This window comes from Verrucomicrobiaceae bacterium, from assembly GCA_016713035.1.
GTDB lineage: Bacteria > Verrucomicrobiota > Verrucomicrobiia > Verrucomicrobiales > Verrucomicrobiaceae > Prosthecobacter.
The window spans coordinates 116,530-141,615 of sequence record JADJPW010000002.1 but is presented as its reverse complement, the minus strand read 5'-3'; the positions used below and the strand labels follow the sequence as shown (position 1 = coordinate 141,615).

The 25,086-nt window shown below is 60.8% G+C and carries 23 protein-coding genes and 2 tRNA genes; 16 read left to right on the top strand and 9 right to left on the bottom strand.

What is annotated here, in order from left to right; all coding sequences use genetic code 11:
• Nucleotides 1-148: 148 nt before the first annotated feature.
• From IPK32_07580 to IPK32_07570, 3 genes are read left to right on the top strand one after another with little or no spacing between them, the layout of a single operon-like run.
• Nucleotides 149-1,573, top strand: coding sequence for a DUF1501 domain-containing protein (locus IPK32_07580; GenBank protein ID MBK8091831.1), 1,425 nt, complete (start codon nucleotides 149-151; stop codon nucleotides 1,571-1,573).
• A 34-nt stretch (nucleotides 1,574-1,607) separates the two neighbouring features.
• Nucleotides 1,608-2,381: a carbon-nitrogen family hydrolase gene (locus IPK32_07575; protein ID MBK8091830.1), complete on the top strand. Its 774-nt coding sequence runs from the start codon at nucleotides 1,608-1,610 to the stop codon at nucleotides 2,379-2,381.
• On the top strand, nucleotides 2,359-3,315 hold the full coding sequence (locus IPK32_07570) for an endonuclease/exonuclease/phosphatase family protein (protein MBK8091829.1): 957 nt from the start codon (nucleotides 2,359-2,361) through the stop codon (nucleotides 3,313-3,315). The genes IPK32_07575 and IPK32_07570 overlap by 23 nt, the downstream gene beginning before the upstream one ends.
• 20 nt (nucleotides 3,316-3,335) lie before the next feature.
• On the opposite strand, the gene IPK32_07565 is transcribed toward IPK32_07570, so the two are convergent.
• The 5 genes from IPK32_07565 to IPK32_07545 form a co-directional block, all read right to left on the bottom strand.
• Nucleotides 3,336-4,817: a hypothetical protein gene (locus tag IPK32_07565; GenBank protein MBK8091828.1), complete on the bottom strand. Its 1,482-nt coding sequence runs from the start codon at nucleotides 4,815-4,817 to the stop codon at nucleotides 3,336-3,338.
• Nucleotides 4,814-6,307 (bottom strand): hypothetical protein, encoded by a 1,494-nt coding sequence (locus IPK32_07560; GenBank protein ID MBK8091827.1) that lies wholly within the window; start codon nucleotides 6,305-6,307, stop codon nucleotides 4,814-4,816. The genes IPK32_07565 and IPK32_07560 overlap by 4 nt, the downstream gene beginning before the upstream one ends.
• A complete protein-coding gene (locus IPK32_07555) occupies nucleotides 6,264-6,665 on the bottom strand; it encodes a hypothetical protein (GenBank protein ID MBK8091826.1) in 402 nt (133 codons plus the stop codon). The genes IPK32_07560 and IPK32_07555 overlap by 44 nt, the downstream gene beginning before the upstream one ends.
• Nucleotides 6,662-7,138 carry an RNA polymerase sigma factor gene (locus tag IPK32_07550; GenBank protein ID MBK8091825.1) on the bottom strand — a complete coding sequence of 159 codons (477 nt, stop codon included), beginning with the start codon at nucleotides 7,136-7,138 and terminating at the stop codon, nucleotides 6,662-6,664. Before IPK32_07550 ends, IPK32_07555 begins: the two co-directional genes overlap by 4 nt.
• 103 nt (nucleotides 7,139-7,241) lie before the next feature.
• Nucleotides 7,242-7,316 (bottom strand) — tRNA-Glu (locus IPK32_07545).
• A gap of 488 nt (nucleotides 7,317-7,804) precedes the next feature.
• Between IPK32_07545 and IPK32_07540 the strand changes: the two genes are divergently transcribed.
• From IPK32_07540 to IPK32_07530, 3 genes are all read left to right on the top strand, one after another.
• A complete protein-coding gene (locus IPK32_07540) occupies nucleotides 7,805-10,333 on the top strand; it encodes a hypothetical protein (protein ID MBK8091824.1) in 2,529 nt (842 codons plus the stop codon).
• Nucleotides 10,334-10,485: 152 nt separating this feature from the next.
• On the top strand, nucleotides 10,486-11,139 hold the full coding sequence (locus IPK32_07535; protein MBK8091823.1) for a gliding-motility protein MglA: 654 nt from the start codon (nucleotides 10,486-10,488) through the stop codon (nucleotides 11,137-11,139).
• A gap of 132 nt (nucleotides 11,140-11,271) precedes the next feature.
• Nucleotides 11,272-12,348: a membrane dipeptidase gene (locus IPK32_07530; GenBank protein MBK8091822.1), complete on the top strand. Its 1,077-nt coding sequence runs from the start codon at nucleotides 11,272-11,274 to the stop codon at nucleotides 12,346-12,348.
• Nucleotides 12,349-12,474: 126 nt separating this feature from the next.
• On the opposite strand, the gene IPK32_07525 is transcribed toward IPK32_07530, so the two are convergent.
• A complete protein-coding gene (locus tag IPK32_07525; GenBank protein ID MBK8091821.1) occupies nucleotides 12,475-12,909 on the bottom strand; it encodes a hypothetical protein in 435 nt (144 codons plus the stop codon).
• 504 nt (nucleotides 12,910-13,413) lie between these two features.
• Here IPK32_07525 and IPK32_07520 point away from each other — a divergent pair.
• Nucleotides 13,414-14,310: an alpha/beta hydrolase fold domain-containing protein gene (locus tag IPK32_07520; protein ID MBK8091820.1), complete on the top strand. Its 897-nt coding sequence runs from the start codon at nucleotides 13,414-13,416 to the stop codon at nucleotides 14,308-14,310.
• Nucleotides 14,311-14,420: 110 nt separating this feature from the next.
• Here IPK32_07520 and IPK32_07515 read toward each other — a convergent pair.
• Nucleotides 14,421-14,495 (bottom strand) — tRNA-Cys (locus IPK32_07515).
• 53 nt (nucleotides 14,496-14,548) lie between these two features.
• Nucleotides 14,549-15,424 (bottom strand): S-methyl-5'-thioadenosine phosphorylase, encoded by an 876-nt coding sequence (gene mtnP, locus IPK32_07510; GenBank protein ID MBK8091819.1) that lies wholly within the window; start codon nucleotides 15,422-15,424, stop codon nucleotides 14,549-14,551.
• A 108-nt stretch (nucleotides 15,425-15,532) separates the two neighbouring features.
• On the opposite strand from mtnP, the gene IPK32_07505 reads away from it, so the two are divergent.
• The 9 genes from IPK32_07505 to IPK32_07465 all read left to right on the top strand — a co-directional run bounded on the left by IPK32_07505 (nucleotide 15,533) and on the right by IPK32_07465 (nucleotide 21,894).
• Nucleotides 15,533-15,781: a DUF903 domain-containing protein gene (locus IPK32_07505; protein MBK8091818.1), complete on the top strand. Its 249-nt coding sequence runs from the start codon at nucleotides 15,533-15,535 to the stop codon at nucleotides 15,779-15,781.
• Complete coding sequence (gene maf, locus IPK32_07500; GenBank protein ID MBK8091817.1) at nucleotides 15,778-16,371, top strand: septum formation protein Maf; 594 nt, start codon at nucleotides 15,778-15,780, stop codon at nucleotides 16,369-16,371. Before IPK32_07505 ends, maf begins: the two co-directional genes overlap by 4 nt.
• A gap of 95 nt (nucleotides 16,372-16,466) precedes the next feature.
• Nucleotides 16,467-17,177, top strand: a complete 711-nt coding sequence (locus IPK32_07495) for an azurin (GenBank protein ID MBK8091816.1) — start codon at nucleotides 16,467-16,469, stop codon at nucleotides 17,175-17,177.
• A gap of 62 nt (nucleotides 17,178-17,239) precedes the next feature.
• Nucleotides 17,240-17,656: an OsmC family protein gene (locus IPK32_07490; protein ID MBK8091815.1), complete on the top strand. Its 417-nt coding sequence runs from the start codon at nucleotides 17,240-17,242 to the stop codon at nucleotides 17,654-17,656.
• 81 nt (nucleotides 17,657-17,737) lie between these two features.
• On the top strand, nucleotides 17,738-18,613 hold the full coding sequence (locus tag IPK32_07485) for an undecaprenyl-diphosphate phosphatase (GenBank protein MBK8091814.1): 876 nt from the start codon (nucleotides 17,738-17,740) through the stop codon (nucleotides 18,611-18,613).
• A 2-nt stretch (nucleotides 18,614-18,615) separates the two neighbouring features.
• Complete coding sequence (locus IPK32_07480; GenBank protein MBK8091813.1) at nucleotides 18,616-19,197, top strand: DUF2062 domain-containing protein; 582 nt, start codon at nucleotides 18,616-18,618, stop codon at nucleotides 19,195-19,197.
• A gap of 232 nt (nucleotides 19,198-19,429) precedes the next feature.
• Complete coding sequence (locus IPK32_07475; protein ID MBK8091812.1) at nucleotides 19,430-20,734, top strand: hypothetical protein; 1,305 nt, start codon at nucleotides 19,430-19,432, stop codon at nucleotides 20,732-20,734.
• Between the two features lie 90 nt (nucleotides 20,735-20,824).
• Nucleotides 20,825-21,154 carry a pyrimidine/purine nucleoside phosphorylase gene (locus IPK32_07470; protein ID MBK8091811.1) on the top strand — a complete coding sequence of 110 codons (330 nt, stop codon included), beginning with the start codon at nucleotides 20,825-20,827 and terminating at the stop codon, nucleotides 21,152-21,154.
• A 47-nt stretch (nucleotides 21,155-21,201) separates the two neighbouring features.
• Nucleotides 21,202-21,894, top strand: coding sequence for a hypothetical protein (locus IPK32_07465; protein MBK8091810.1), 693 nt, complete (start codon nucleotides 21,202-21,204; stop codon nucleotides 21,892-21,894).
• 257 nt (nucleotides 21,895-22,151) lie between these two features.
• Here the strand turns inward: IPK32_07465 and IPK32_07460 are convergent, their stop codons facing one another.
• Nucleotides 22,152-25,070 (bottom strand): DUF3488 domain-containing protein, encoded by a 2,919-nt coding sequence (locus IPK32_07460; protein MBK8091809.1) that lies wholly within the window; start codon nucleotides 25,068-25,070, stop codon nucleotides 22,152-22,154.
• Nucleotides 25,071-25,086 lie beyond the last annotated feature (16 nt).

Below are 25,086 nucleotides of genomic sequence, written 5' to 3'. Positions count from 1 at the left end.
CCCCCTTTGATTTTGAGGGGGGCGATACTCCCATGTATCGACGTATTCGCAAGGTGTTTGATGCTCCCCCGCTCCGCCACGGCCCCATCCGAGCCACTCTCCGGGGTAAAAAAACCATCCTGAGCGGCGTAATTACCTGCCTAAAGCCATGTCCTCGATCCTCCAGCCCCCATCAGTCATTCGTTGTGCCGGTCCGCTCTCGCGGCGTGGCTTCATGCAGTTCGGACTGAGCGGGCTGGCCACGCTGAGCTGGCCGGGGCTGCTGAAATTACGTGCTGCCAATGCTGCCCTGCCCCAGAGCCAGCGCAAATCCATCATCATGGTCTGGCTACCGGGCGGCCAGTCCCACATCGACACCTACGACCCGAAGCCAGATGCCAGCAGCGAATACCGCGGCCCCTTCAAGACCATCAGCACCAAAGTCCCCGGCACACGCTTCACCGAGCTGCTGCCGATGAATGCTAAAATCGCCGACAAATTCACCATCGTGCGCTCGATGAACCAGAGCGCGGGCGGACACCCCGCTGGCACGATGCAGATGTTCTCCGGTGACAAGGACACCCGCGACAAGCCAAAACCCCGCCTGCCAGACTGGATGTCCGTCGTCCACTACCTGCGCTCCAAGCAAGGCGGGCGCAGCAATCCGCTGCCGAACTACATCGGCGTGCCCGCCGCCTCGCCCGAGTACTCCAGCCCCGCCTACCTCGGTGATGCGTATGCCCCCTTCGCCGTCAGTGATGACCCGAACCGCCCCAGCTTTCAGGTGCCGAACATCGGCCTCGATGACGAGGCAGAGACACGCCGCCTCAGTGACCGCCTCGCCCTGCGCCGCAGCCTGGATAAAATGGAGCGAGCCTTCGACCGCGAAGGCGAGCTCGGAGCTCTCGATGAATTCGAAGCGCAAGCCGCCACCCTGCTCACCAATCCCCGCACGCGTGACGCCTTTGACCTCAGCAAAGAAGAGCCCACCACGCGTGATCGCTATGGCCGCAATCGCTGGGGCCAGCAGCTCCTCCTCGCCCGCCGCCTCGTCGAAGCAGGCGTGGAAATCGTCACCAGCAGCCTCAGCGGCCCACTCTGTGGCCGCGTGAACAACTGGGACGATCACGCCGTCAATCAGCATCAGTTCGAGGCCCTGCGCTTTCGCATGCCCACCTACGACCGCGCCGTCTCCGCACTCATCGAGGACATCTACGCACGCGGGCTCGATCAGCGTGTGCTCGTCGTCGTCACGGGTGAATTTGGCCGCACACCCAAGATCAGCTTTGATCGCAGCACCGGCGCAGGGGACGCCAGCGCCCCCGCAGGCACCCTCCAGCCCGGACGCGATCACTGGCCGCGGGCCTTCACCAATGTCTGGGCCGGCGGCGGCATCCAGACCGGCGGTGTCATTGGAGCCAGTGACAAGCGCGGCGAAGACGTCGTCGAGCGGCCCTGCAACGCCGCAGACTTCCTCGCCACCATTTATCACCACCTCGGGGTCGATTACACCAAAGTCACCATCGACGACCTGAACGGCCGCCCCGTCCACATCGTCGAAAACGGCCGCGCGATTCCCGAACTCATCGCTTGATCCAGCGTAGCGCTCCCGCTTCTCTACGCAGAGAATGAATCTGCACCTCGTACAGCTCGATCCAGCCTGGGAAGACCGCGTCGCCAATCACGCCCGCGCTCGCAAACTCATCTCCGCAGCCCATCCAGCTCCAGGATCGCTCATCGTGCTCCCAGAGACCTTTTCGACCGGATTCAGCCTCCGCACCGAAATCACCGCCGAGCCCGAAAAAGGCCCCACCGAGCAATTTTTGCGCGAAATCGCCATCGAACATCAAAGCTGCGTCCTAGGCGGCCTCGTCACGAAAAACGCCCACGGAGGCTGCGCCAATCAAGCGCTCGCCATCTCGCCCGAAGGCCACATTTTAGCCCGCTACGACAAAAATCGGCCCTTCAGCATGATCGGAGAGGACAAAGCACACACCGCAGGCCGCGACGTCACCATCTTTGAGTATCAGGGCATGAAAATCGCCCCGCTCATCTGCTACGACCTACGCTTCCCAGAGCTCGCCCGCGCCGCCGTCCGCGCCGGGGCCGAGGTGCTCATCTACATCGCCGCATGGCCCATCAAGCGTGTCCAGCACTGGGTCACCCTGCTCCAGGCCCGTGCCATCGAGAACCTCGCCTGGGTCATCGGCGTGAACCGCTGCGGCACCGATCCCGACTTCACCTATCCAGGCCGCAGCCTCGTCGTCGATCCACACGGCATCATCACCGCAGACGCAGCCGATCGCGAGCAAGTCATCCACACCCAGCTCGACATCCGCGTCGCTCGTGATTGGCGTGCGCAGTTCCCCGCCCTCCGTGATGCGCAGCTCCTCCCAGTCTGACTTCTTCAGTCCACAGACCTCCCTCTTTGGCCTGATCGAAACGACATGCCTCCTCGGCCTCGCAGGCACCTGGATCGGCTCGCTCGGGCGGTGGCATTGGATTTGGGACTTATTCGCCCACTTCCGGCCGCAATACGCCATACTCAGCCTGCTGGTGCTCCTCTTTGCCCTGCTGCGGCGCAGGCGGGGACTCGCTGTTTTTGCCCTCATCACCCTCGCGTGGAATGCATGGCTCATCGCCAGCGTGCACCACACCGCAGCAGGCCACGCCAGCGGCCCACCACTCCGCGTGATGACCTTCAACGTCCTCACCAGCAATCCGCATCCGCAGCAGGCCATCCAGCACGTCCTAGATGCCGATCCAGACATCGTCCTGCTCCTGGAGCCCAGCGCGAGCTGGAGCCACTTCCTCGAACCTCTGCGCAAAAAATACCCGCATCGGCTCGAAGACCTGCCCTACGGCGGAAATTTCGGCATCGCCTGCTACACACGCCTGCCGCTGAAAAGCAGCCGCATCCTCCATCTCGTGGATGAATCCATCCCCAGCATCCAGATCGAGTGTGAGCACGCCGGTCAGCCGCTCACCTTCATCGGCACGCATCCCATCCCGCCCATGACCAGGGAGAACTCCCTCCGCTACCGCACCCAGCTCAGCCTCCTCTCCAAACTCGTCGCCGCCATCCCCCACCGCGTCATCGTCGCCGGTGATCTCAATGCCACGCCCTGGAGCGAAGGCATGCGCCTGCTGAAAAGCGAAAGCGGGCTCGACTTTCACTCCGCCGCGCCCGTCTGGCTGCCCACCTGGGGCAGACATCTCCCCATGATGATGCCCATCGACCACATCCTCACCCGAGCCGGCCTCCAAGTCACCCAACGCGAAATCGGCCCCGACCTCAGCTCCGATCACCGCAGCATCCTCGTCGAGCTACGGTGAAGTCTGAAGCAGCGGCCACTCTATCTCTGCGGAGTGGATTCAGAACGTTTCATGCGCCAGAGCCAGTCCTGGTAGGAGGAACGGAGCGTGTAGCCGCCCGATTCGAGCCGGTAGTCTGGCCGCTGGCCTGGCCGCGCGGGATCATCGACGACGAAACCTTTCAGCTCCGGCAAGCGATCTGGATACACGCCGTGCAGCATGCGGTACTTTTCCAATTCACAGGCGAGGATGAGGCAGCGGCGGTGAAAGAGCGTCTCGGCGGCAGCAGGCCAGAGGTTGCCGATGTTTGGCATGGCCATTGCGCCGATTTTGCGTCGCATGTTCCATTCGACGTGGCGGTATTCGTCTTTGAGGCGGCTTTGGAAGGCTGCGTAGCGTTCTCCGACATCCAGCCAGGCCGTTTCGCCTTTCGGGCCGACGAGATCGAGCATGCGCTCGACGTAGAAAGCGGTGTTGGCATCATGCCAGCCGGTGGGGCCGTAGATGTAGCCGAGGCGGGTGAGTTTGGAGTTCCAGGATTGATGCTCGGCGCCGAAGTGGAGCATTTTGGTTGCGAGGCCGTCTTTGCGGCAGCTTTCACGGATAAATAGACCGACGCCATATCCAGTGAGTGTCTCCATGCTCAAGCCGCGCTCGATGACTTCGAGGTCGTTGATCTTGCCGAGCTGGAGTTGGAGGGCGCGGAGGCTTTCCTCGGTCCACACGGGTTGGCCGAGGGCGTCTTGCAGCGCCTCAAAGGCGATCCCGTGCGCAGCGGTGCTCACCAGCGAGCCGATGAGCCAGTGATGCGAGGTGGCGGTCTCGGGAAACAAGCGCAGCACGATGAGCGCGGTGTTGCGTGTCTTTTCCACATCACCTGCGGCTGCGGCGGCGCGGAGATGCAGACCGAGATCGCGCATGTGCTGGTTCACATTGCTGATGTTGGGTTGGCTCACATCATACGGATTGGCACCTGCGGTGGTCAGTTCGTCGCGCTGATGCGGTTTCATGGCTGAAAACGGACGCGAGAGCCCTGCGGCGAGTTTGGGGAGCAAACCGTTGCCGTCGCCGAGTTCGCGGTTCAGGGCGGTTGCGGGCGATTCGCCCTTCAAATCGCGATTTTTTGCCCAACTGGCCAAATCAACGCGGGAAGTGCCATCGGCCTCATTTTCGAGGATGGCTGGTGAAACGATATTTGGCGGAAATAAGGCGTTTTTCGGGATGGCGTAGCGAACCAGCCGTTCTTCACGGTACATCCATTGCTCCACGACGGGCAACGCGAAGAAATTCTGCTCATCCGGTACGACGGGCGGCGCAAGGTCGAGCCAGTTTTCGGTGCCGATGCGGGCGATGAGGCGCTCCCGCGCCTCTTTGAGCTCACGAGCGCTGCGTCGATTTTCCCACTGATAATACAGCGTGAGTAACGATACGGAGGTGATGACCGTCCACGCGACACGGCGATTCCACACCAAGCGGAAGAGCCAGCGGGCGAAGCGGAGAGTGTACCAGGTTTCGGTGTTCATGGAGTGCGTTTCATGCGCCAGAGCCAGTCTTTGTCGGTGTCGCCGTGGTCGTCGATGGCGTCGGGTCCAGCTGACCAGAGGAGATAGCCATTCGGTTCCAGGCGATAACTGGGCAGATGCCCAGGACGGGCGGGATCGCTGAGTTCGTAGCCTTTCAGCTCCGGCAATGCGGTGGGATAACTGCCGTGCTGCATGCGGTGCTTTTCCAATTCGCAGGCGAAGATGAGGCAGCGGCGGTGGAAGAGCGTCTTGGCGGCGGAGGTGTGGATGCCGCCGAAGTTGGGTGTGACGACGCTGGTCATGAAGCGCCGAGGGTTCGGAATCGGGACACCGGCGATGAAGCTCACATTGCTGCGGAGTTGTTGCTCCTCATCACGACGTTTGTCGGCGTCCAGCCAGGCATCCTCAGCGTTCGGGCCGATGTGGAGGCGGATGCAGCGCAGATAGTGTGCCGTGTCTGCATCATGCCAGCCGATGGGCCCCATAACTATAGCCCATTTGCAGATGCGCTCCGATGGCTCGCCGAACGAGAGTTGGTCCAACAGGTCATCACTCCGCCATGCGAGGCGGCGCTCCCTGCCTCGGAGGAATTGAGCGTGCATCCACAAGGTTTCACGACCGAGTGCGCTTACGGTGTAATGAAGGTCATTTTCCTTTGCCAACTGCGCTTGCAGAAGCGCAAGGCCTCGCTCCTCCCATACGGGCCGCGAAAGAGCATCCTGCAAACCACGGAAGGCGATGTTGTGCGAGGCGAGGGCCACCAGCGCGGAAACAAATGAGCCGTGGGAGGCTGCAGATTCGGGAAAAAGGCGCAGGCTGATCATGGCGAGCTGCCATGCTTTGGTACGGTCACCCGCCATTGCGGCGCAGCGCAGATGGAGATCAAGGGCACGCTGGTGCTGGTTGAGCGAACCGATGTTGGGTATGACCGTGTTCCATAGTTCTCCCAGAGCCGACTCCTGAGCCTCACGCAGACCGGGTTTGAGGCATGAGAATGGCCGGTTGAGACCCTCGACCAGCTTTGGCAGCAAGCCGTTCATATCGCCGAGTTTTCGATTTAGCGCTACAGCGGGTGATTCGCCCTCCAGATCGCTGCTGGCGGCCCATTTGACCTGCGAGATGCCCCCGACTTCGTTTTCGAGGAGTTCGGGCCTGGGCAATCCCTTCGGCCAGAAAGCATCCTCGGGAATGTGATAGCGTTTGTAGTGGCTTCCAGGCTCCAGCGGCTCGGTAGCCCAGGCTTCAATGGAGGGGATGGCAAAGTAGTTTTCGTGATCGGCAATCTTTGGCGGTGCAAAGGCGAGCGGATCATCCGTGCCGATGCGCTCGATCAATTGCCGACGCATTTCCTTCAGCTCGCGGGCGCTGCGCCAGTTTTCCCACTGCCAGAGCACGGTGACGAGTGAGAGGAAGCAAACGGTGGCCCAGAAGAGCCTGCGTAGCCATTTAAAGCGGCGGGGTGGGGCCGTAGTGGTGTTCGAGGAGTTCATGAGCGAGGGACTCGATGTGTTCGAGGTGGGCAAAGAATTGCGAGGGGGTGATGGCGGGCAGTTTGGCGTAGTTTTGCAGCGTGGACTGCGGCACGGCCTCTGGCGTGGTGAGTTTGAAGTAGAGGGCGAGTAGCCAGCAGGCGGCGAGTGGCAGGCGCAATGGTCGCGGGATGAAGGCGAGCCATGCGAGCGGGCTGCGGCGTGTGCATGAGTCGCGTTGCTCGCGGAAAGCTCCAGAGGGCTGGAGCACTCCAGGACGCTGGCGCGACTCAGTGAGCGCTCGTTCCAAAGTTTGCTTCAAGAACTCAGGTGGCGGGTCACGCCAGCGGAGGGTGCGGAGTTGGTCTTCGATATTCATGGCAGTTGGGCGCGGAGTTTTTCCAAGGCATAGCGGTAGCGGCTGGCGACGGTTTGGGTGGGTAGGGAAAGCATCTCGCCGATCTCGCGGAAGGTCATTTCTTCCCACACATGCAGGTGGATGACGCTGCGCTGCTCCTCGGGCAGTGTGGCGAGGGCGGTGGTGATCTGCTCTGGGTCGGTGGTGGGTTCAAACCAGGTTGGCAACGGCTGCTCGAGGCTACTGAGGGCGTCTCGCTCGCGGGTGCGGCGGCGCAGGGCATCCAGGGCGAGGTTGCGTGCCAGGGTGAAGATCATGCCGCGTTCGGAGTGGGCGCTGGTGACCGCATCGGCATCGCGTGCGAGTTTGAGGAAGAGCTCCTGCACCACGTCTTCGGCCATGGAGGCATCCTTCGTGATGCTCCACGCGAAGCGATACACGCTGAGGGCGTGATCGGCATGGAGTCGGGTGAGCGTTTCTTCGGTAGGCGGCATCCGCGTGTGCTGGAGTATCCGCTGACGACGCGTGTGAGAGGCAGTTTTATTTAACCCGACAGCTTTTTTGTCGCTGCCTGTGGCCAAACTTGATCGTGAAGTTTGGCGACCCCTACGAGAATCGAACTCGTGTCGCATCCGTGAAAGGGATGTGTCCTAACCGCTAGACGAAGGGGTCTTTTTTGCGGGGCGCGATATTCGGAGCATTCCCTTTTTTGGCAAGGGAAAATCCTGGAAGCATCAAAAAATCAGTCATCCTACCCGGCTGGAGGCGCGGGGACCTGCGAAGTAAGGCCTGCCGGAACGACTAAAAGAGGCGAACTGATGCGGTGAGGGCATGGAGCTAAAAAGGATGAAAAAAGCGTTGAATTACACATCCTTGATATTTAATATACGCGAATTAATTAAACCTAAGATTACGGTTTTGATTATAAAAACTAGATTTTTCACACCAGCTTGCTATTTTGGTGAGCTTGGCTGTTCCAATCGGCCATGACCCAGTCCTTCCGAGCGATGCCTCCGCAAACTCCGACGCCTCCGGCTTTCGGAGAAGGCGTGATGCCCACTTTGATGGGACAGGGGCATGGGACGATGGCCGCCGGGTATCCCACAAGTCACTTTCAGCCTGCCATGCAAGCCTCATCGGTCCTCACTCCCGCAGCTCCCATGTCCCCATTCCAGTTCGCTGGGGGGGGCTCCCCTCTGTTTAAAACCACTGGCAATGAGCCTGTAGAGGCTCCGCCGATCAATGCACCGAGCGGCATGAGCCCCTTTAGCATGACTAGCGCATCCCCGACGAATCTGGCACTGACCGTGGGTGATGTGATGAACCAATTACCACCTGAGCTGGTGCGTGGAGGGGCACTCCCTGCGGAGCAGTCGATCAATCTACCACCGACGCTGCTGGAGAATGCTCTGCGTAGCGGCCAAGCGGCAGTGCCGGTGTTTGAGATTTACCGTGTGTGCCCTGCCCTATTTCAAACGCCAGTTTCTCCCCAGGACCCACGCACGGTGGCACTGCCTGCGGCGAAACTGCCAGGCCTGATCGCCTCTGCACGCCATGCGGGTCAATCGGGTGCTGGGATGGCAGGCTCGCCCTTTGCGGCAGCTACCCCTGCACCGGCTTCGCCCTTCGGTGCGGCCCCCGCCTCACCATTCAGTGGCATGGTATCGCCTTTCGGTATGCCAGCCCCGCAGGCCGCACCCGCTGCGGAGCCGGCTCGCCCCGTGGCAGAGTCCGCCCCGCCTGCGCCCAGTGTCTTCCCCGTGAGCCCCTTTGGCACGATGGCCAGTGGGCCCTCCACCACCCCTTCGCAGCCGCTGGTGCCAGCACCGGCACCGATATTCTCGCCTTTCGCAGCCCAGGCCGCGACTCCACCTGCCCCGGCAGCGCCAGAGCCAGCGCTACCAGCGGCACCAGCTAGTCCTTTCGCTGCGATGAATGGGGCACTGGCGGCCATGCCAAGCCCGTTTGCTTTGGCACCAATGGCTGCACCAGCGGCCAGTCCCTCCCCCTTTGCGGCTGCGGCGGTGCAGATGCCCTCACTATTCGCTCCTGCAGCAGGAGTAGGAAGAGCCCCGGAGAGCCAAGAATCATCTCCGCCGCCCGCCCCTTTTGCAGCGGTGCCCCCACAGCCTGCGATCCAGCCTGCGGCTTCCTCTCCCTTTGCTCAGGATCTACCCGCCACGCCGGCCATCACTGGTCTGCTACTCCCGAAGAACGATACCGCAGCCCCACCGCAGGTCAGTGGAGCTAAAACCAAGCTCTCGCTAGCCCATGCACTGCAAGGTTACTCCGTGGAAGAGCTGGGATTTGATTCAAAAAACATCCCAAGCTGGGTGATCACCCAGTTCGATCAAAGTGAAATCCAACAGCAGCCTGAGACGGGTCAAATCCTGGTATCGCTGGCGACTTTGATCGAAGGCGTGTCCGACCTCGGCTTCCGCAACATGCTGGGCGGCGCACGGCGTGATTTTCAGATCCAGCTAGACCCAAGAGAGCTCCTCCATGGGCAGACCGGAGCGAGCATGCCCGCCAGCCAATACACCGCACCACCGGCCAGCGTAGCCCCCATGCAGGCCATCCAGCCAGTGGCACCACCAACACACGGCGGGATGATGACGATCATGCCCAGTGGGGCTCCTAGCCAAGCTCCTACGATACCCACTTTCCAAAATGCGGCACCCGCGCCAGAACCCGCCGCTCCAGCCTCACCGATTTTTCAGGCAGCCTTTGCACCGGCCTCTCAGGCCCCAGCAGCACAGGCCCCGACAGCTCCATTGCAGCCAGTCATGGGTGCCGTGAATGCCTTTGCTACAGCTTCAACGAGCCCTGCTCTATCTGCCCTACCGGGCATCGTGAAGGCCTTTGATCCCTTCGCGGCTGCGACACCGAAAAATGAAGCACCCGGACTGAGCAGCGCCCAGCTCCTAGGCCAGGGAGCGAGTGTGCCAGCCTCCTTCCTCCCACATGCTCAGGGCACCCAGCCCCTGAGGGACCCCTTTGCAGCAAAAAATACTGTCCCCATGCCGGAAGCGGCCCCCATGACAGCAGAGGAAAGAAAGCCGACCGTACCGCTTTTCGCCGCACAGCACGCACCAGCCGCCCCCGCCGCCCCAGAGGCAGCCGCCACGGCCAGCGAGCCCCTCACGCCGATGCCGGCCATCCAGCCGCTCCCAGTCTTTTTCACCCCGAAGGACGAGCCAGTGGCCAAACCAGCCGCACAGCCTGCCGCTGCCCCGACAGCCTCGACAAGCTCTGTAAGCCGCCAATCCTTCCTAGGACTCAATCCCGTCGATACAGAGACCGATCAGCTGCTCCTCCGTGCCCTTTTGAGCACCGAAGAAATGCTGGATGCCAAACGCGTCGTGGAAATGGTAGGCTCCCTGCCAGGACTCAGCGCCTGCGTCTGCCTGCATCGCTCGGAGGTGATCAGCCACGTCGATCCCTCCGTCACCGAGGCCGCCACCTTTAGCCACCAGGCCGGAGACATCGCCCGCCAGCTCCGTGCACTCGCACCGCTGATCGGTATCGAAGGCGCAGAAACCTTCACACTGAACGCCAGCGGCAAGCTCATCACCTTCTGCTTCCCCGGCGCAGTCACCGTGGGCGTCCTCCACGCTGGAGAACCCACCACAGGCCTGCGGGATAAAGTCACCCTCATCGCCCGCGAGCTCGCCCGCATGCTCGGTTAGCACGCACAGAGGTGCCCCGCCCTGCTCACAGCCCTCCGACCTCCCCGCCCTTTTTTCGATACCCACCACCTCACCTCTCCACCACCCCAACCGAGAATTGAGAACCGGGAGCCGAGAACTGGGAACAGAGAACCAGGAACCGAAACCACCCTATGCCCAGCATCAACCACGAGGAACGCACGATCAGCTTCAAGATCGTCTATTGCGGCACACCGCTGTGCGGAAAGACCACCAACATCCAGCAAATCCATGCCAAGCTCGATCCACGCGGTCGCAGCGACTTGATCAGCCTCTCCACGGCACAGGATCGCACCTTGTTCTTTGATTTCCTCAGCATCGAGGCAGATGCCATCCCCGGCTACAAGACCAGCTTTCACCTCTACACCGTGCCCGGCCAGGTGACATATAATGCCACCCTCCAGCTCGTATTGCGCCAGGCAGACGGCGTCGTCTTTGTCGTCGATTCCCAGATGGACCGCCAGCGCGATAACTTGCAGGCCTATCAGAGCCTAGAGGCCAACTTACGCCTGAACGACAGCAGCATCGAAAAGCTCCCCGTCGTCATCCAATACAACAAACGCGACCTGCCAAACGCTGCCCCCATCGAGTACCTCGAATACCTCTTCAATAACCGCGCCGTGCCTCTGCTTGGCTTTGAGACCGATGCCCGCAGCGGCCGGAATATCCTCGCCACACTCAATGCCATCTCGCAGGCAGTGCTACACCAGTTCCGCCTCTCCCAGCTCCCCTCCGTGCCCACAGGCGCAGCACGCCCCACCGCAGCCCCCACACTCGCAGCCGCTTAAAAAAGCTCCGCAGCAGTCAGAGACGGAGAAAAAAGAGAGAGCGGCACCTCCCCTGCCCCGGCCTGCTTCCCTGGATAATCCACCATCTGCCCGGTAGCTTCTCGTCCTAGCCGACGTTTACTCCGGCTCCGTATGCTCACCTTTGACGCCCATCTCGATCTCAGTCTCAATGCGCTAGAATACAACCGCGACCTGCGCCTCCCCGTCCACGAGCTACGCCAGCGTGAAGCCGGCATGAAGGACATGAAAGGCCGCGAAGCAGGCACCACTGCCTTTCCAGAAATGCGCAAAGCCCAAATCGGGCTCTGCGTCGCTACACAGCTCGCAGGCTGCATGAAAGGCGCACGCCCCATCGCCAACTGGATGTCCCCAGAGCAGGCTTGGGCACAAACACAGGGCCAACTAGCCTGGTATCGTGCCATGGAAGAAGTCGGCCAAATGGCCCAGATCACCAATCTACGCGAGCTCGATGAAATCCTCGGACTCTGGTCCGACACCAGCATCCCAGATGAGGACAAAGTCATCGGCTACATCTTGAGCCTCGAAGGCGCAGACTCCATCCGCAGCGTCGGCCACCTGGAGGATGCCTACGCCCAGGGCCTCCGCGCCCTAGGGCCAGCACATTATGGCGTATGTCGCTACGCACTCGGCCATGATCAGACCGGCCCGCTACGCCCAGGCGGCAAAGAATTGATCCAGGAGATGGACCGCCTCGGCATCATCCTCGACCTCACCCACCTCAGTGATGAATGCTTCTACCAGGCGCTCGAGCTCTACCACGGCACCGTCTGGGCCAGCCATAGCAACTGCCGCGCCCTCGTCCCCGATCCACGCCAATTCAGCGATGATCAAATCAAAGCCCTCATCGAGCGTGGCGGCGTCATGGGAGCCGCCCTTGATGCCTGGATGATGGTCCCCGGCTGGACACGCGGCCAAACCACCCCACAGCAAGCTGGCCTGAAGCTCGAAGTCATCTGTGACCACATCGACCACGTCTGCCAGCTCGCTGGAAACAGCCTCCACAGCGGCATCGGCACCGATCTAGATGGCGGCTTCGGCACCGAGCAGACCCCCGCCGACCTAGACACCATCGTCGACCTCGCCCGCATCCCCGCCATGCTCAAAAACCGTGGTTACAACGACGAAGACATCGCCAACATCATGCACGGCAACTTCCTTCGCATGCTCCGCGAAGCATGGGCCGAGTAAGCCCCATCTGGGTTGCCCCAGCGCTCCCACTAGTCTGCAGCAATAAATGCAATTGTTAGCATGGCTACTTATTGCGTGAACTGCGAAAGCACGTCTTACAGCTTGTGGAAGGCCAACAGCATCCTTTCAGGCCTCTCCACGTGCGCGATGCAGTTTCGCCACCAGTTCGGCGCGTCGCGCGCGATGCCGTTCCTGCGCCTGCTCGAGTTCCGCGCCCTTGGACATGTTCATCACCGCCGCCACCAGCGCGAAAATGCCCATGCCGACTGGCACCAAGGCGAAAATGCCAGGGCCTGGCATTTGGGAGGCGAAACCGCTCATTCCAAAGCACACGCAGGCAAAAAAGATCGCAAACGCGAGCCCGAACATCGAGCTGCTCGGCCGCTGCGGCCCGTTTTTGCCGTGAATCATGTAACCTGCTTCCGTCTGCGACCATTCGCGATCCACACGCTCGATCTCATTTTGCAATTCGATCACCTCCAGGCTCTCCGCCATGCGTCCGGTGTTCTCCGCGATCTTCGCGACTTCCTCCGTGAAGATGGATGAGTCCGTGCGCTTCACCTCCAGATTGCTCTGGCAGAACTGGCAGGTGACGAAGCGCGTGCTTTCCGAGACAGACAGCGGTGCTCCGCAGTGGTTGCAGCGAACTGAGAGTGTTTCCATGCGTCGTAGGCTATCTTCGCCTCTTTGCAAATGCAACGACCGCGTTTGAGGGCCTTCCACTTCCGAATTAGAAATTAGTAGCCAGGTCTTGAACCTGGACCGGGTTGGAAGGGGAATGATCGAGGTGAAAGCGAACCACGGATAGGACTGATACGACGGATTGAACGGATGCAATGAATGAAAGCAAATGAGCCAACTCCTCGGCCACAATCCATTGCAGGGGCATTCCTGAGCGGTGCAGTGCATCGGTGGAATCCGTTTCATCCGTTCCATCCGTGGTTGCCTCTCCGATCCCGCCCAACCGCGAACAGGGAACATTTCGTTTACCCGGCGACTTGGTGCTAGGCCATGTGACTCCTGATCACTTGCCAAGGCTGCCGGAACACGCGAAGCCACACACGCATGATCTCTCGCGTCTTCGTTGTCCTAGCTGTTCTGTTGGTGCCCCTCTGCCTTGGGCATGCGCAGGCTCCCACGCACCCAAACGTGCCTTACGGACCCCATGAGAAGCAGGTGCTGGATTTCTGGCAAGCGAAGTCGGACGGGGCAAAGACACCACTGTTGTTCTTTGTACATGGCGGTGGGTGGATGACGGGGGATAAGGCAAATCCTGACTTTCTGGCGAAATGCCTCGAAAACGGCATCTCGGTGGTGTCCATCAACTACCGGCTCATCCAGGATGCGCAGGCGGCAAAGATCGATCCGCCGGTGAAGGCCTGTTTGGATGATTCGGCGCGGGCGTTGCAGTTCGTGCGGAGCCAGGCGGACATGTGGAAGATCGACAAGGAGCGCATCGGTGGCTGCGGCGGCTCAGCGGGCGGCTTCACAGTGCTGTGGCTGGCCTTTTCACCGGACATGGCAGACGCGAAGAGCACGGACGCGGTGGCGCGTGAATCGACACGGCTGCGCTGCGTGATGGCCTTTGTGCCGCAGACGACGCTGGACCCGAAGCAGATGCAGGCCTGGATCCCGAACAACACGTATGGAAACCACGCCTTTGGCCTGCCGAGCATGGACGACTTTGTGGCGAAGCGTGACACGCTGCTGCCGTGGATCGAGCGCTTCTCGCCGTATGCGCTCGCCAGTGCGGACGACCCGCCGGTGCTGCTGTTTTATGACAATGCACCGAACCTGGGCCAGCCCTACAAAGACCCGCCGCACTGCGGGAACTTCGGCGCGGGCATCGCGGAGAAGCTGAAGGCGGTCGGCATCGAGCACGAGATCAATTACAACAACGACTACGCGCACATGCGCTGGCCGGACTTGTTCGGCTTCATCGCGGAGAAGCTCAAAAAGTGAGCCTGAGCCGCCTGTCCAACTAGCCAAGCCACGGATTACATGATCGAGCATGTGCTTACTTTTGTTCTTACTTTGCCCATTGGGGGACGTGAAACCTTGATTTTACAAGGTGGAGGCGAGGGCGGGAATTGAACCCGCGCATACCGGTTTTGCAGACCAGTGCATTACCACTTTGCTACCTCGCCGTTTCCTTGTCCGAAGGAGAACGCGCCGATCCTAGGCGCGGCTCTAGGGTGTGTCAAATGAAGCGACAGAGTAGCGGACGGAGCTCTTCGATGGTCTTTTCTGGCCAGTGGGAGCGGTGGGTCATGATGGCGCCTTCGAGGGCGCGGTGCTCTGGCCAGTCGGGCTCGGTGGGTATGCGCGGGATGACGCGGGCGAGGACGGCCTTGGCAGCGGCGACGTTCGCGTGGAGGTGGGCGACGACGGCGTCGGCGGTGACGGGCTCTTCTTCGACCTTCCAGCAGTCGTAGTCGGTGATCATGGCGAGGGTGGCGAGGGCGATTTCGGCCTCGCGGGCGAGTTTGGCCTCCGGCAGATTGGTCATGCCGATGACGTCAAAGCCGAGCTGGCGGTGCGCATTGGACTCTGCCCGCGTGGAGAAGGCGGGGCCGTCCATGCAGACGTAGGTGCCGCCGTTATGGGTGGTGAGGTTTAGGGCGGTGGCCTCGGTGTGCAAAAGGGTGCGCAGGCCGGTGGAGATGGGATCGCCGAAGGCGACATGACCGACGATGCCACGGCCAAAGAAGGTGTGGTGCTCACGGCGGCTGGTGCGGTCAAAAAACTGGTCTGGGAGCACGATGTCACGCGGCTGATAGCGCTCTTGGAGGCTGCCGACGGCGGTGACGGCGATGATCCAGCGTACGCCGAGGCTGCGGAGGGCCCAGATGTTCGCACGGTGATTGAGCTCGGTGGGCAGGATGCGGTGGCCTTTGCCGTGGCGGGGTAAAAAGACGACGCGGCGGCCTGCGAAGTCTCCGCAGAGGAGCTTGTCACTCGGGGGGCCGAAGGGGGTGTCGATTTGGAGCTCCTGCGGATTGGTGAAGCCTTCGAGGTCGTATAGACCGGAGCCACCGATGATGCCGATGGCGTGGGGGGATGTGGTAGTGGACATGAGTGGGTGCTTTTCGGCTTGGAGTGGCATTCGGGCAAAAGGTTTTCTTTTGAGCGCAGAGATGGAAAGTCCTGTCTCTTGCGAGGCGTTTTCCCGCCTTGTCTTCTCATGATTACCCTGACTCGACATCTGCCCTTCGCTGTCCTCGTGCTCCTGCTCGGGGCTTGTGCCCTACCAGACATTCAGTCTGCGCCGGGGCCGCATGTGATCCGTACAAAGGATGGCCGCGAGATCGCCTGTGTGGGAGCACCCGTGTTGCAGGAAAAGACGGGCTACTATCGCTATAAAAAGACGGATCACACGGATGGCGTGATTCATCCCGATCAGGTGGTGTCGATCATGAAGGGGAACTCGTGAGTAGGGCTGTGTGGACTGGTGATGTGCTCGTTCTCGCCTCTGCCTCACCGCGGCGTGCGGAGCTACTGGGGCGTGAAGGCATCGCCCATGAGGTGGTCTCGCCGCAGGTGGAGGAGGCGCATGATGCGAGCCTGACGCCGGAGGAGCTGACGGTGGAAAATGCACGGCGGAAGGCGATTGCGGGCAGTCTGATGAAGCCGGGCCGGCTGGTCCTGGGTGCGGATACGCTGGTGTATGTCGATGGTGAGCCGCTGGCGAAGCCTGCCGATATGGAGGAGGCCTGCGTGATGCTGAGGCGTCTCTCTGGCCGCCAGCATGAAGTGTGCACCGGTGTGGTGCTGGCCCGTGATGGGGCCGTGGTGGATGCGTTTCACGTCATCACGCATGTGGTATTCAAAAAACTCACCGATGATGTCATCCGTGCCTACCACGCTCTGGTGAGTCCTTTGGACAAAGCGGGCGGCTATGGCATCCAGTCGCACACGGACATGCTTTTGGAGCGGATGGAGGGCTGTTTTGACAATGTGGTGGGCCTACCGGTCCGCATGGTGGTGCAGCGGCTGAAAATGCTGCGTGGTCTGGGGGCGTGAGCACTGGACTGGGTGCGATCGAGCCCTGCCGCTTGCTTTCATGGACCGGCGTGCTCCTATAACATCCCTAATCCCCCAAAATACACCTGTCTGTCATGTCTGCCCCCTCTCACCACTCTGAAGAAAACAAAGGTTCCATCTGGTCTGTGCTGAATATCATCATCGGAGCTGGTTTGTCTGGCACGGCGCTCTTTTGGGTGCTCGCGTTCATGTTCAAAGGCATCGCCAGCCTGGAGCCAAAGCCTAAGGCCACTGAGAGCGCTCCTGCACCTGCTGCCGCCGCTGCTGCGCCTGCTGCCGCCACCGCTACTCCGGCACCAGCTCCTGCCCCAGCCGCACCTGCGGCTGCCACTCCGGCCCCTGCGGCTGCTCCTACTGCTGCGGCTGCCGCTCCAGCTGCCGCGAGTGCTGCCGTCGTCTCAGAAATCACCATCAAGCCAGATGCTGCTGACCCCACGGGCATGAAGTACGACGTGAAGAGCTTCAAGGTCAAAGCTGGGCAGCAGATCAAGCTCACCTTTGAAAACAACCATCCCACGCTGCCGCAGCCGCACAATGTCTGCATCGGCAAGCTGGGTAGCAAGGCCACCATCATCCAGGTCGCCATGTCTGCCGCCACCATGCCGAACGCCATGGAAAAAGGCTTCATCCCCGAGTCGCCAGACATCATCGCCCACACGAAGCTGCTCCAGATGGGCCAAAAAGAGACCATCGAGTTCACATTGCCTGCCGCAGGTGAGTATCCCTACATCTGCACCTTTCCAGGTCACGGCCTGCTCATGAACGGCACCATCACTGCCGAGTAATCGCGCAGGGTGGCCTCGCTGGCCGCGATTCGTCTTCTTTTCACCCTTTTGCTTCCTGACTCATGGCTGTTTCCATCACCGTCGATTACACAGGTGGCCTGCGCTGCTCTGCCACGCATGGCCCATCGAAGAACACCCTGATCACGGATGCTCCGGTCGATAATCACGGCAAAGGCGAGTCCTTTTCCCCCACCGACCTCGTCGCCACGGCGCTCGCCACCTGCATGGCCACGGTCATCGGCATCAAGGCGGAGCAAAAGGGGCTCGATGTCACCGGTATGAAAGTCAGTGTGGAAAAGCACATGAGTGAGGACTCTCCGCGCCGCATCGTGCGGCTACCACTGACCATCGAGCTGCCGCTGCCCCCAGATCATCCAGAGAGGAAGCTGCTGGAGGCTACCGCCCTCGGCTGCCCGGTGCATCACAGCGTGCACGCAGACATCGAAAAGCCAGTCACCTTCATCTGGAGCGGCCGCTGAGGCACCTGGCGCGGTTTTTTTGGAGTAAGTTGCATCTTTGTCGCCAGCACGGGCTTGCAAGGCATGCCTAGCGGCGAGAGTATGAGCCTTCACCCTCAAAAAACGCCCCGTCACCTCCCTCTCATGCCCGACTGGCTTGCTGCCATCCTCCTCGGAGTCGTCGAAGGACTCACCGAGTTCATCCCTGTCTCCTCCACTGGTCACCTCCTCATCGTGGAGGATTGGATGGCGAGGCGCGGCATCGCCACTCCACTCCTCGGTGATGCCGTGAGGAAAGAGGCCTTCACCATCATCGTGCAAAGCGCTGCCGCATTGGCATTGGTGCCTCTTTTTTGGAAAAAAATCAGCGGCATGCTCTTCCACCACCGCGAGCCCCAAAACCGGGATCTCTTGATGAAGCTCATGACGGCCTTCGTCATCACCGCTGGGGCAGGGATGGTCTTTAAGAAGCTGGGACTGGAGCTGGATGAAGGCTACGTCGAGGTCGCCTGGGCCACCCTGATCGGCGGATTCGTGATTTTTGCGGTCGAGGCCTGGTGCAAGCGGCGGGTGATGAGCGATCAGCTCACCTGGCTGATCGTGCTCGCCTTTGCGGTGGGGCAGGTCATCGCCATGGTCTTTCCTGGTGCTTCGCGTTCTGGCTCGACCATCATGCTCGCACTCGTGCTCGGTCTGGCACGGCCTGCGGCCACGGAGTTTTCCTTTCTGTTGGGTGTGCCCACCCTGCTGGCAGCGGGCGGATATGAGTTCCTCAAACTGGCTAAAAGTGGCGCACTCGCAGGCACACCATGGGGGCTCTTTGCCCTGGGGCTAGCGGCCTCTGGCGTGAGTGCCTTCATCGTCGTGCGTTGGCTCATCCGCTTTGTGCAGGGGCATACGTTCAATATCTTTGCTTGGTACCGCATCGCGCTCGGAGCCGCGCTGCTGGCACTAGCGGGCAGCCTGGGAGGGAGCTGATCGTGGAAGCATTCTGGCACAGAACACGGCTATGGTTCCGGCGCTCCGTCTTTCAGACGTATCGCTTTCTGAAGCATCCGCGGAAGCTGCGCAACAATGCTGCGCTGCGCTGGTTCGCACGCCACTTTCTCGATAAGCAGGTGTGGAAGCCCTCACAGCATACCATGGCTGGAGGAGTCGCCATCGGCAGCTTCATCACGCTCCAGCTCCTGCCCATCCAGATGCCCACGGCCACCATCCTGTGCGCCCTCTTCCGCGTGAATATTCCCATCGCGCTCCTGCTCTGCTGGATCAGCAATCCTGTCACCGTGCCCTTCCTCGCTGCGCTGGAGTATCAGATCGGAAAATGGTTTCTCAGCCTCTACACGAATGTGCCCACCACGCCATTCCCCACGCATCTGCCAGAGTCCTTTGTCGATGTCTGGATCGTGATGAAAGAGCATGCACCTGTCATGCTCGCGGGTGGGGTGATTCTCGGTGCCGCCTGTGCCCTGGTGGGCTACGTGATCACGTGGTTCTCCTGGAGCCTGATCAGCCGCGCCGATCCTGTGAAAAAGGCCGCAGTGCCCCCCGTGGGCAGTTGAGATGCTTTGATCAGACTAGGCCGTGAATAAAAGTGCTTAGTTCTCAGTGCTCAGTTCTTAGTGGAAGCAGCCGAGAGAGCAAACTTCCCTAAACTAAGCACTAAGCACTAAGCACTGAAAACTGAGAACTGCCCCCCGGTCACATTCAGATGGCAGATCCCGGCCTATGGGCTGCATTTTGCACTCCGCCTGATGACGATGACTCTCCGTCTGCGTTACTCTAGCCCGCCCCATGAAAATAACCCTGTCCGCTCTGATCCTGATGTCCGCTACCGCCTTTGCCCAAGGGCCGGATTACACCAAGCAGATCGCGCCACTGCTCGATCAATACTGCGTGGACTGCCACAGCGCGGATGAGGCAGATGGTGAATTCATCATCGACACGCATGCCCAGGTCATGAAAAGCGGTGAAGAAGGCCCTGCCGTGCTCCCTGGCAAATCTGCCGACAGTTTGCTCATCAAATTCCTCGAAGGCCGCAGTGGTCGCGGTGGCAAAAACGAATCCATGCCGCCCGGCAAACGCGAGAAGCTCAAAAAAGAAGAAATCGCCCTCATCCGCGCCTGGATCGATGCCGGCGCAAAAGGCCCCACCACCGCAGAGAGCAAACCGGTGCCCAAGGAAGTCATCACCGCGAAAATCATGCCCACCGTGCCACCCAAGCGGGCCATCCAGGCAGTCGCCTTTTCTCCGAAGGCTCAACTCATCGCCGTAGGGCGCTATGGAGTCGTCGAGCTGCTCCATCCGGCCACCCAGGCCGTCGTGCGGCAGCTCACCGGCACCCGCGGCAAGGCCAACGCCGTTGCTTTCTCACCCACTGGCGACGCGGTCTATGCCGCAGGCGGCGAAGCCGGCATCATCGGCGAAGTGAAGCGCTGGAAGACCAGCGACGGCACGCTGGAGCGCTCCTTTGAAGGCCACACCGATGCCGCTTACGCACTCGCCGTCTCACCAGATGGCAAATACATCGCCACAGGTGCCTATGACCAAAAAATCCGCCTTTGGGACACCGCCACAGGCAAAGAGCTCGCGCTACTCAAAGGCCACAACGGCGCAGTGAATGGACTCACCTTCCGCGCCGATGGCAAAGTGCTCGCTAGCGCCAGTGCAGACCGCACTGTGAAGCTCTGGAGCATCCCCACCGGTCAGCGGCTCGATACACTCTCCCAGCCCACCAAAGAGCAGACCAGCGTCATCTTCAGCGCAGATGGCAAACGGCTCTACGGCGCAGGCGCAGACAATCGCATCCGCGTCTGGAGCATCAGCCCCACCGCCGCAGAGGGCACCAATCGGCTGCTGGAGAGCCGCTATGCCCATGAAGGCGGCATTTTAGGCCTCGCACGCTCCGCAGACGGCAAATGGCTCGCCTCCTCCGCCAGCGATAAATCCGTCAAAATCTGGGAGCTAGCCAGCCTCAGCGAAAAACAGCTCCTCGCTCGTCAACCCGACTGGACGCACGCTCTAGCTTTCACCGATCAAATGCAGCTCATCACAGGCCGCGTCGATGGCAGCCTCTCCATCGAGCAGATGAAGAAATAAGCCAGCGAGCTCAAAAGGCTGCCTACGGAGTGGAGCTTGCCGCCAGAGACATCGTAGCCTATCGCTGCCGCCCCTCAATCCATCCTACCTATGCCTGCGATCCCCACTGAGTTCACCGGAGTCACCGCCATCACCAAAGCGAATGTCTATTTTGACGGCAAAGTCGTCAGTCACAGCATCCTTTTCCCAGATGAAAGCAAAAAGACCCTGGGACTCATCTATCCAGGCACCTATCATTTCGGCACCGCCAAAGCAGAGCGCATGGAAATCGTCGCAGGTGCCTGCGCGGTAAAGCTCGACGGAGCAGAGGCGACGACAGAGTACACCGCCGGCCAGTATTTTGATGTGCCCGCCAATAGCGGCTTCGATATCCGCGTGGACTCTGGCATCTGTGAGTACATCTGTTCCTTCCTGGATTGAGTGCTTGAGTCCGAGCGCGCAGCCATGACTATGCACTCCCGTGTCGCATGCCGTTCCGTGAGACCTTGCTGAATCTCGCCATCACATTTGTGCTGGTACTCATCCTTGTTTTAGTGGCCCTCCTACTGAAGCAAAGCAAGACCGTGCCCGTGGCCATGCCAATAGGCAAAGCGCACACCACGGAGCAGGCGGTCAAGAATACCGCCGCCTCAAAACCCGTGAATACAGGCCTGCCGGAGTTCAAAGTCTTCCCAAAAGCAAAGCTCATCGACAGCAAGAACAACGAGGCAGACACCCTGCGCATCCTACCTGCTGAGGGCGAGGAAGAAGGCGTCTTCACGCTCTACTTTGTCGATGCGCCAGACATGACACTCACGCATCCGCAGCGGGTGCAGGAGCAAGCACGCTACTTTGAGGCCTCACAGGAAGGCGTGATGAAAACCGGAGTCGAAGCAACCGCCTACGTCACCCAACTGCTCAAAGAGCGCCCCTTCATGCTCCTCACACGCTGGGAGCCCGTCCCAGACCGCACACGGCACTACGCACTCATCCTGGTGCAGGTTGGCAATGAGCGCATCTATCTGGCTGATCTACTCATGACAAAGGGCTACGCACGACTCGCTGGCCTGACCTGTGAGCTACCTGGCGAAGTAAAAGGCATCGACGACTACGGAGCACACCTGTTTGACTTGGGCAAAAAAGCCCGCGAGAAAAAAATCGGCGTCTGGGGCCGCAAATAGGCGGCAGCTCACTTCCCCGCAGCCATTTTAGACCGAGCATCTCCATAGTCTGTGATGCGCCACAGAGCACCTGAACCCAAGAGCGCTTGATTGTAGGACGGAGAGTAACTTTTGAGTGTATCCACAGATTGCGCAGATTTCACAGATGGAAGCCCATCTGCGTCATCTGAGAAATCTGTGGATAAAAATTCAAGTTATTCGGGAGTCATGAAGACCCGCAGATTTTCTGAACGGTAAGTGGACCACGCTGGAGTCGTTTACCGCAGGCGGAGTTGTCGCACAGCGGAGGAAAAATGGCGGGGATCACCACCAGCGGCTCCGTAGCGGCCTGTGGCATAGTTTTCTGCCAGTGGTGTGATGTCCATCTGGGGGGTGCGGATACGCTGGGCGTAGTGCAGCGGACCCTCGCCGGGGTGGCGTGCGGGGAAGCCGGCGCGGCGCAGTTTTTCGCACAGCTTCAACCATGCGCGGGCCCATGGGTCCGCTGGCGCTGCACGGCGGCTCAGCCAGCGGTAGATCAGGAGGAGTGCGATGCTCAAAAGGACAAAACTGATCCCCAGTAGGTGCCAGGGCCGCCACCAGCGCCCACCTCCGATCAACCACGCGAGTGAGGCGAGCCAGCTCTGCTGCGACTCTTCGTCATACTCCACCACGCTCTCCTGCCAGGCGAAATTAAGCCTGTCCCAGAAGAGTCGTGTTTCAAAGACCATCATGTCCCAAGTGCCCATGTCTGCCATGGCTCCACTGCCTGCGCCGCTGGTGAGGTAGCCGCGCAGCGGGTTCTCCACACGCCCTGGTGCGAGTGCGGCAGTGGGATCTAGCCGCGTCCAGCCAGTGTCCTCTAGCCAGACTTCCACCCATGCATGGGCATCACTCTGGCGCACGATCATCTGACGTGTCTTTTCCGAGTATTCACCGCCCAGGAAGCCGATGACGACACGCGATGGCACGCCTGCGATGCGCATCAATGTGGCAAAACTGGCCGCGAAGTGCTCACAGAAGCCGTTGCGCCCCTCAAAGAGGAATTGCTCCAAAGCATCTGGCCCTGTGTACTCATCCGGCGTGAGGGTGTATTTGAATCCGTTCTGCTGAATGTGCTGCACGCCGCGGTTGACGATTTCGAGGTCGGAATTCGCGTCCGCACGGAATTGGAGTGCGAGCTGCCGCACGCGTGGTGGCATTTCCGCAGGGAGTTGCAGGACTAGGCGGCGCTCGTTCATCGCCAGTGGAGCAGGCTTGCGCTGCAAGGGCCGAGACCATGCTTTGTAGCGCTGGAGCCCACGGATCTGGATGGGTGCGTAGAGGGTGTCGTCCGCGAGGGGCTGTAGGCGTGATCCACCTGCCTCCTCCACCAGCAGCGGCACATCGAGCGCTGGCAGCCAGTGTGCTCCATGTGGCTCCAGCAGGATCGTTTGCTCCAGATCGGTGGCGTCAGGCTGTGGTGGTGGTCCTTTGGCTACGTAATCGCCATGTTTCCGCCAACTAAATCCCCGGCACTCTGTCAGCGTGAGGCAGCGCCAGTAGCGCAGTTCATTGGCGGGAATTTGTCCGCCGGGGAACTCCACGCGGAAGGCTTTGTCCAGTCGCATGGCCATCTGGGTGATGGAGCCAGGATCGAGCTCACTGGAGATGCCTGACTGGCCGAAGCGTGATGAGAGCAGCGTATTGAGACTGAGCACGCCACGCGGCAGCAGCATGAAGAGCAGTACCACCAGCGGCACGGCTTGGAGGAAAAGAGTCGCGGTGAGACGCAAAGGCCGCGCCATGCCCACCGCGCTGCTGCGCAGCCTCACCATGCACGCACAGATCAGCAAGAACACGCCTAGGCACCAAAGCGTGCGCGGCAGTGAGTTATCCAGGATCAGGATGCACAGACACAGGAACCAGCCGATCAATGCGAGCACCTGAAACTCACGCGGCACGCGGCTCTCCAGCATCTTCACCCCGGCTAGCGTGACGAGCAGTGCCATGCCTGCCTCCATGCTGCTCTGACCGGAGTAGAGCATGACCGTGATCACCACACCTGCGATCATGATGAAGATCCGCAGCGCCAGTGAGGGCACTTTTTTGCCCGACATGACACGAAAGATCATGCACAGCAGCGCAAAGCCCAGGCACGGTGCCGCGATGAAATCCAACAGCGGCAGCATCGCCGCTACCAAAGCGGCTGCGAGCATCCAAAACGGCCCACGCGGCAATTCCGCCGTGGTTTCATGCCCTGCGGCCACACGGGCGCTGGAGGCACGCTGCCCGCCCTCCGCACCAGAGGCGGCTTCAGAGGCTGCCTGGCTCTGCAGCAGAAAATCAGCCAGTGCATCCAGACAGCGCCGTGCATGCGCATCACCACATCCGGGCTGTATTTCCGCTGCACCGGGCAATCTCAGTGCATACGGCACCGCATCACGCTCGCAGAGCTCGATCCACCGGGCGATCTGCCCTGCCCGCTCGCCTTCTGGCAGCGGCACGGTGTCCCAATCCAGCTCCACGGATCCACTCGCTGATGAGGCCCATGTTTTGACCACCAGCGGCCTGCCTCGCGCCACCGCACGCCAGTCGATGTGCCGCGGCGAGTCCCCTGGCTGAAACTCACGCGTCCCGGCGAAATCATCTCCGCCACGCACGGCGCTAGATGCTGCCCGCGATGTACCCTGTGCGCGATCCTGCGCTGAAAAGGGCCGCATGGCCGGTAGCGGCAGCTTCCCGGCTGGGCGTGGATGCACACGGCGCACCGTCGCCGTCTCGGTCACTCGCTCCATGCTAAAAAGACCCAGCGGATACGCACTGCGTGCCAGCAGCCGCAGGGCCGTGCCAGATGCCCGCTTCGGAGCCGGCAGATCGACCAGTCTGGACTGTCCAGGACCGAGCTGATCGATGAACACACTCTGCTGTGCACCCACCACCTGCACCTCGATCCCGCATGCGGGCCGCGCTGCATCGTTGGAGATCTCCACTCGCACGCGGGCTTTTGCTCCATCATGGGCGCTGCCTACTGCACGCACTCGCATGCGCAGCCCGCTCAGATTTGCCCGTGCATGCAGCACGCTGATGAGTGCGATGAGCCCCGCTAGCAATCCCAGCAAATACGCAGCTCCATTCGACTGCGCCTCAGCCGCATACCACATCGCCACGAGCATCAAGACCGCCGTGAGTGTGTGCCAGGTGGTCTTGAGTTTCATGGGCGGCGATGAGTGT

What these genes read in the sequence shown, in the direction of transcription:
- IPK32_07580 (MBK8091831.1), top strand. Translation starts at nt 149, where the DNA reads ATGTCCTCGATCCTCCAGCCCCCATCAGTCATTCGTTGTGCCGGTCCG.
- IPK32_07575 (MBK8091830.1), top strand. Translation starts at nt 1,608, where the DNA reads ATGAATCTGCACCTCGTACAGCTCGATCCAGCCTGGGAAGACCGCGTC.
- IPK32_07570 (MBK8091829.1), top strand. Translation starts at nt 2,359, where the DNA reads ATGCGCAGCTCCTCCCAGTCTGACTTCTTCAGTCCACAGACCTCCCTC.
- IPK32_07565 (MBK8091828.1), bottom strand. Translation starts at nt 4,817, where the DNA reads ATGAACACCGAAACCTGGTACACTCTCCGCTTCGCCCGCTGGCTCTTC.
- IPK32_07560 (MBK8091827.1), bottom strand. Translation starts at nt 6,307, where the DNA reads ATGAACTCCTCGAACACCACTACGGCCCCACCCCGCCGCTTTAAATGG.
- IPK32_07555 (MBK8091826.1), bottom strand. Translation starts at nt 6,665, where the DNA reads ATGAATATCGAAGACCAACTCCGCACCCTCCGCTGGCGTGACCCGCCA.
- IPK32_07550 (MBK8091825.1), bottom strand. Translation starts at nt 7,138, where the DNA reads ATGCCGCCTACCGAAGAAACGCTCACCCGACTCCATGCCGATCACGCC.
- IPK32_07540 (MBK8091824.1), top strand. Translation starts at nt 7,805, where the DNA reads ATGTCCCCATTCCAGTTCGCTGGGGGGGGCTCCCCTCTGTTTAAAACC.
- IPK32_07535 (MBK8091823.1), top strand. Translation starts at nt 10,486, where the DNA reads ATGCCCAGCATCAACCACGAGGAACGCACGATCAGCTTCAAGATCGTC.
- IPK32_07530 (MBK8091822.1), top strand. Translation starts at nt 11,272, where the DNA reads ATGCTCACCTTTGACGCCCATCTCGATCTCAGTCTCAATGCGCTAGAA.
- IPK32_07520 (MBK8091820.1), top strand. Translation starts at nt 13,414, where the DNA reads ATGATCTCTCGCGTCTTCGTTGTCCTAGCTGTTCTGTTGGTGCCCCTC.
- mtnP (MBK8091819.1), bottom strand. Translation starts at nt 15,424, where the DNA reads ATGTCCACTACCACATCCCCCCACGCCATCGGCATCATCGGTGGCTCC.
- IPK32_07505 (MBK8091818.1), top strand. Translation starts at nt 15,533, where the DNA reads ATGATTACCCTGACTCGACATCTGCCCTTCGCTGTCCTCGTGCTCCTG.
- IPK32_07495 (MBK8091816.1), top strand. Translation starts at nt 16,467, where the DNA reads ATGTCTGCCCCCTCTCACCACTCTGAAGAAAACAAAGGTTCCATCTGG.
- IPK32_07490 (MBK8091815.1), top strand. Translation starts at nt 17,240, where the DNA reads ATGGCTGTTTCCATCACCGTCGATTACACAGGTGGCCTGCGCTGCTCT.
- IPK32_07485 (MBK8091814.1), top strand. Translation starts at nt 17,738, where the DNA reads ATGAGCCTTCACCCTCAAAAAACGCCCCGTCACCTCCCTCTCATGCCC.
- IPK32_07475 (MBK8091812.1), top strand. Translation starts at nt 19,430, where the DNA reads ATGAAAATAACCCTGTCCGCTCTGATCCTGATGTCCGCTACCGCCTTT.
- IPK32_07470 (MBK8091811.1), top strand. Translation starts at nt 20,825, where the DNA reads ATGCCTGCGATCCCCACTGAGTTCACCGGAGTCACCGCCATCACCAAA.
- IPK32_07465 (MBK8091810.1), top strand. Translation starts at nt 21,202, where the DNA reads ATGCCGTTCCGTGAGACCTTGCTGAATCTCGCCATCACATTTGTGCTG.
- IPK32_07460 (MBK8091809.1), bottom strand. Translation starts at nt 25,070, where the DNA reads ATGAAACTCAAGACCACCTGGCACACACTCACGGCGGTCTTGATGCTC.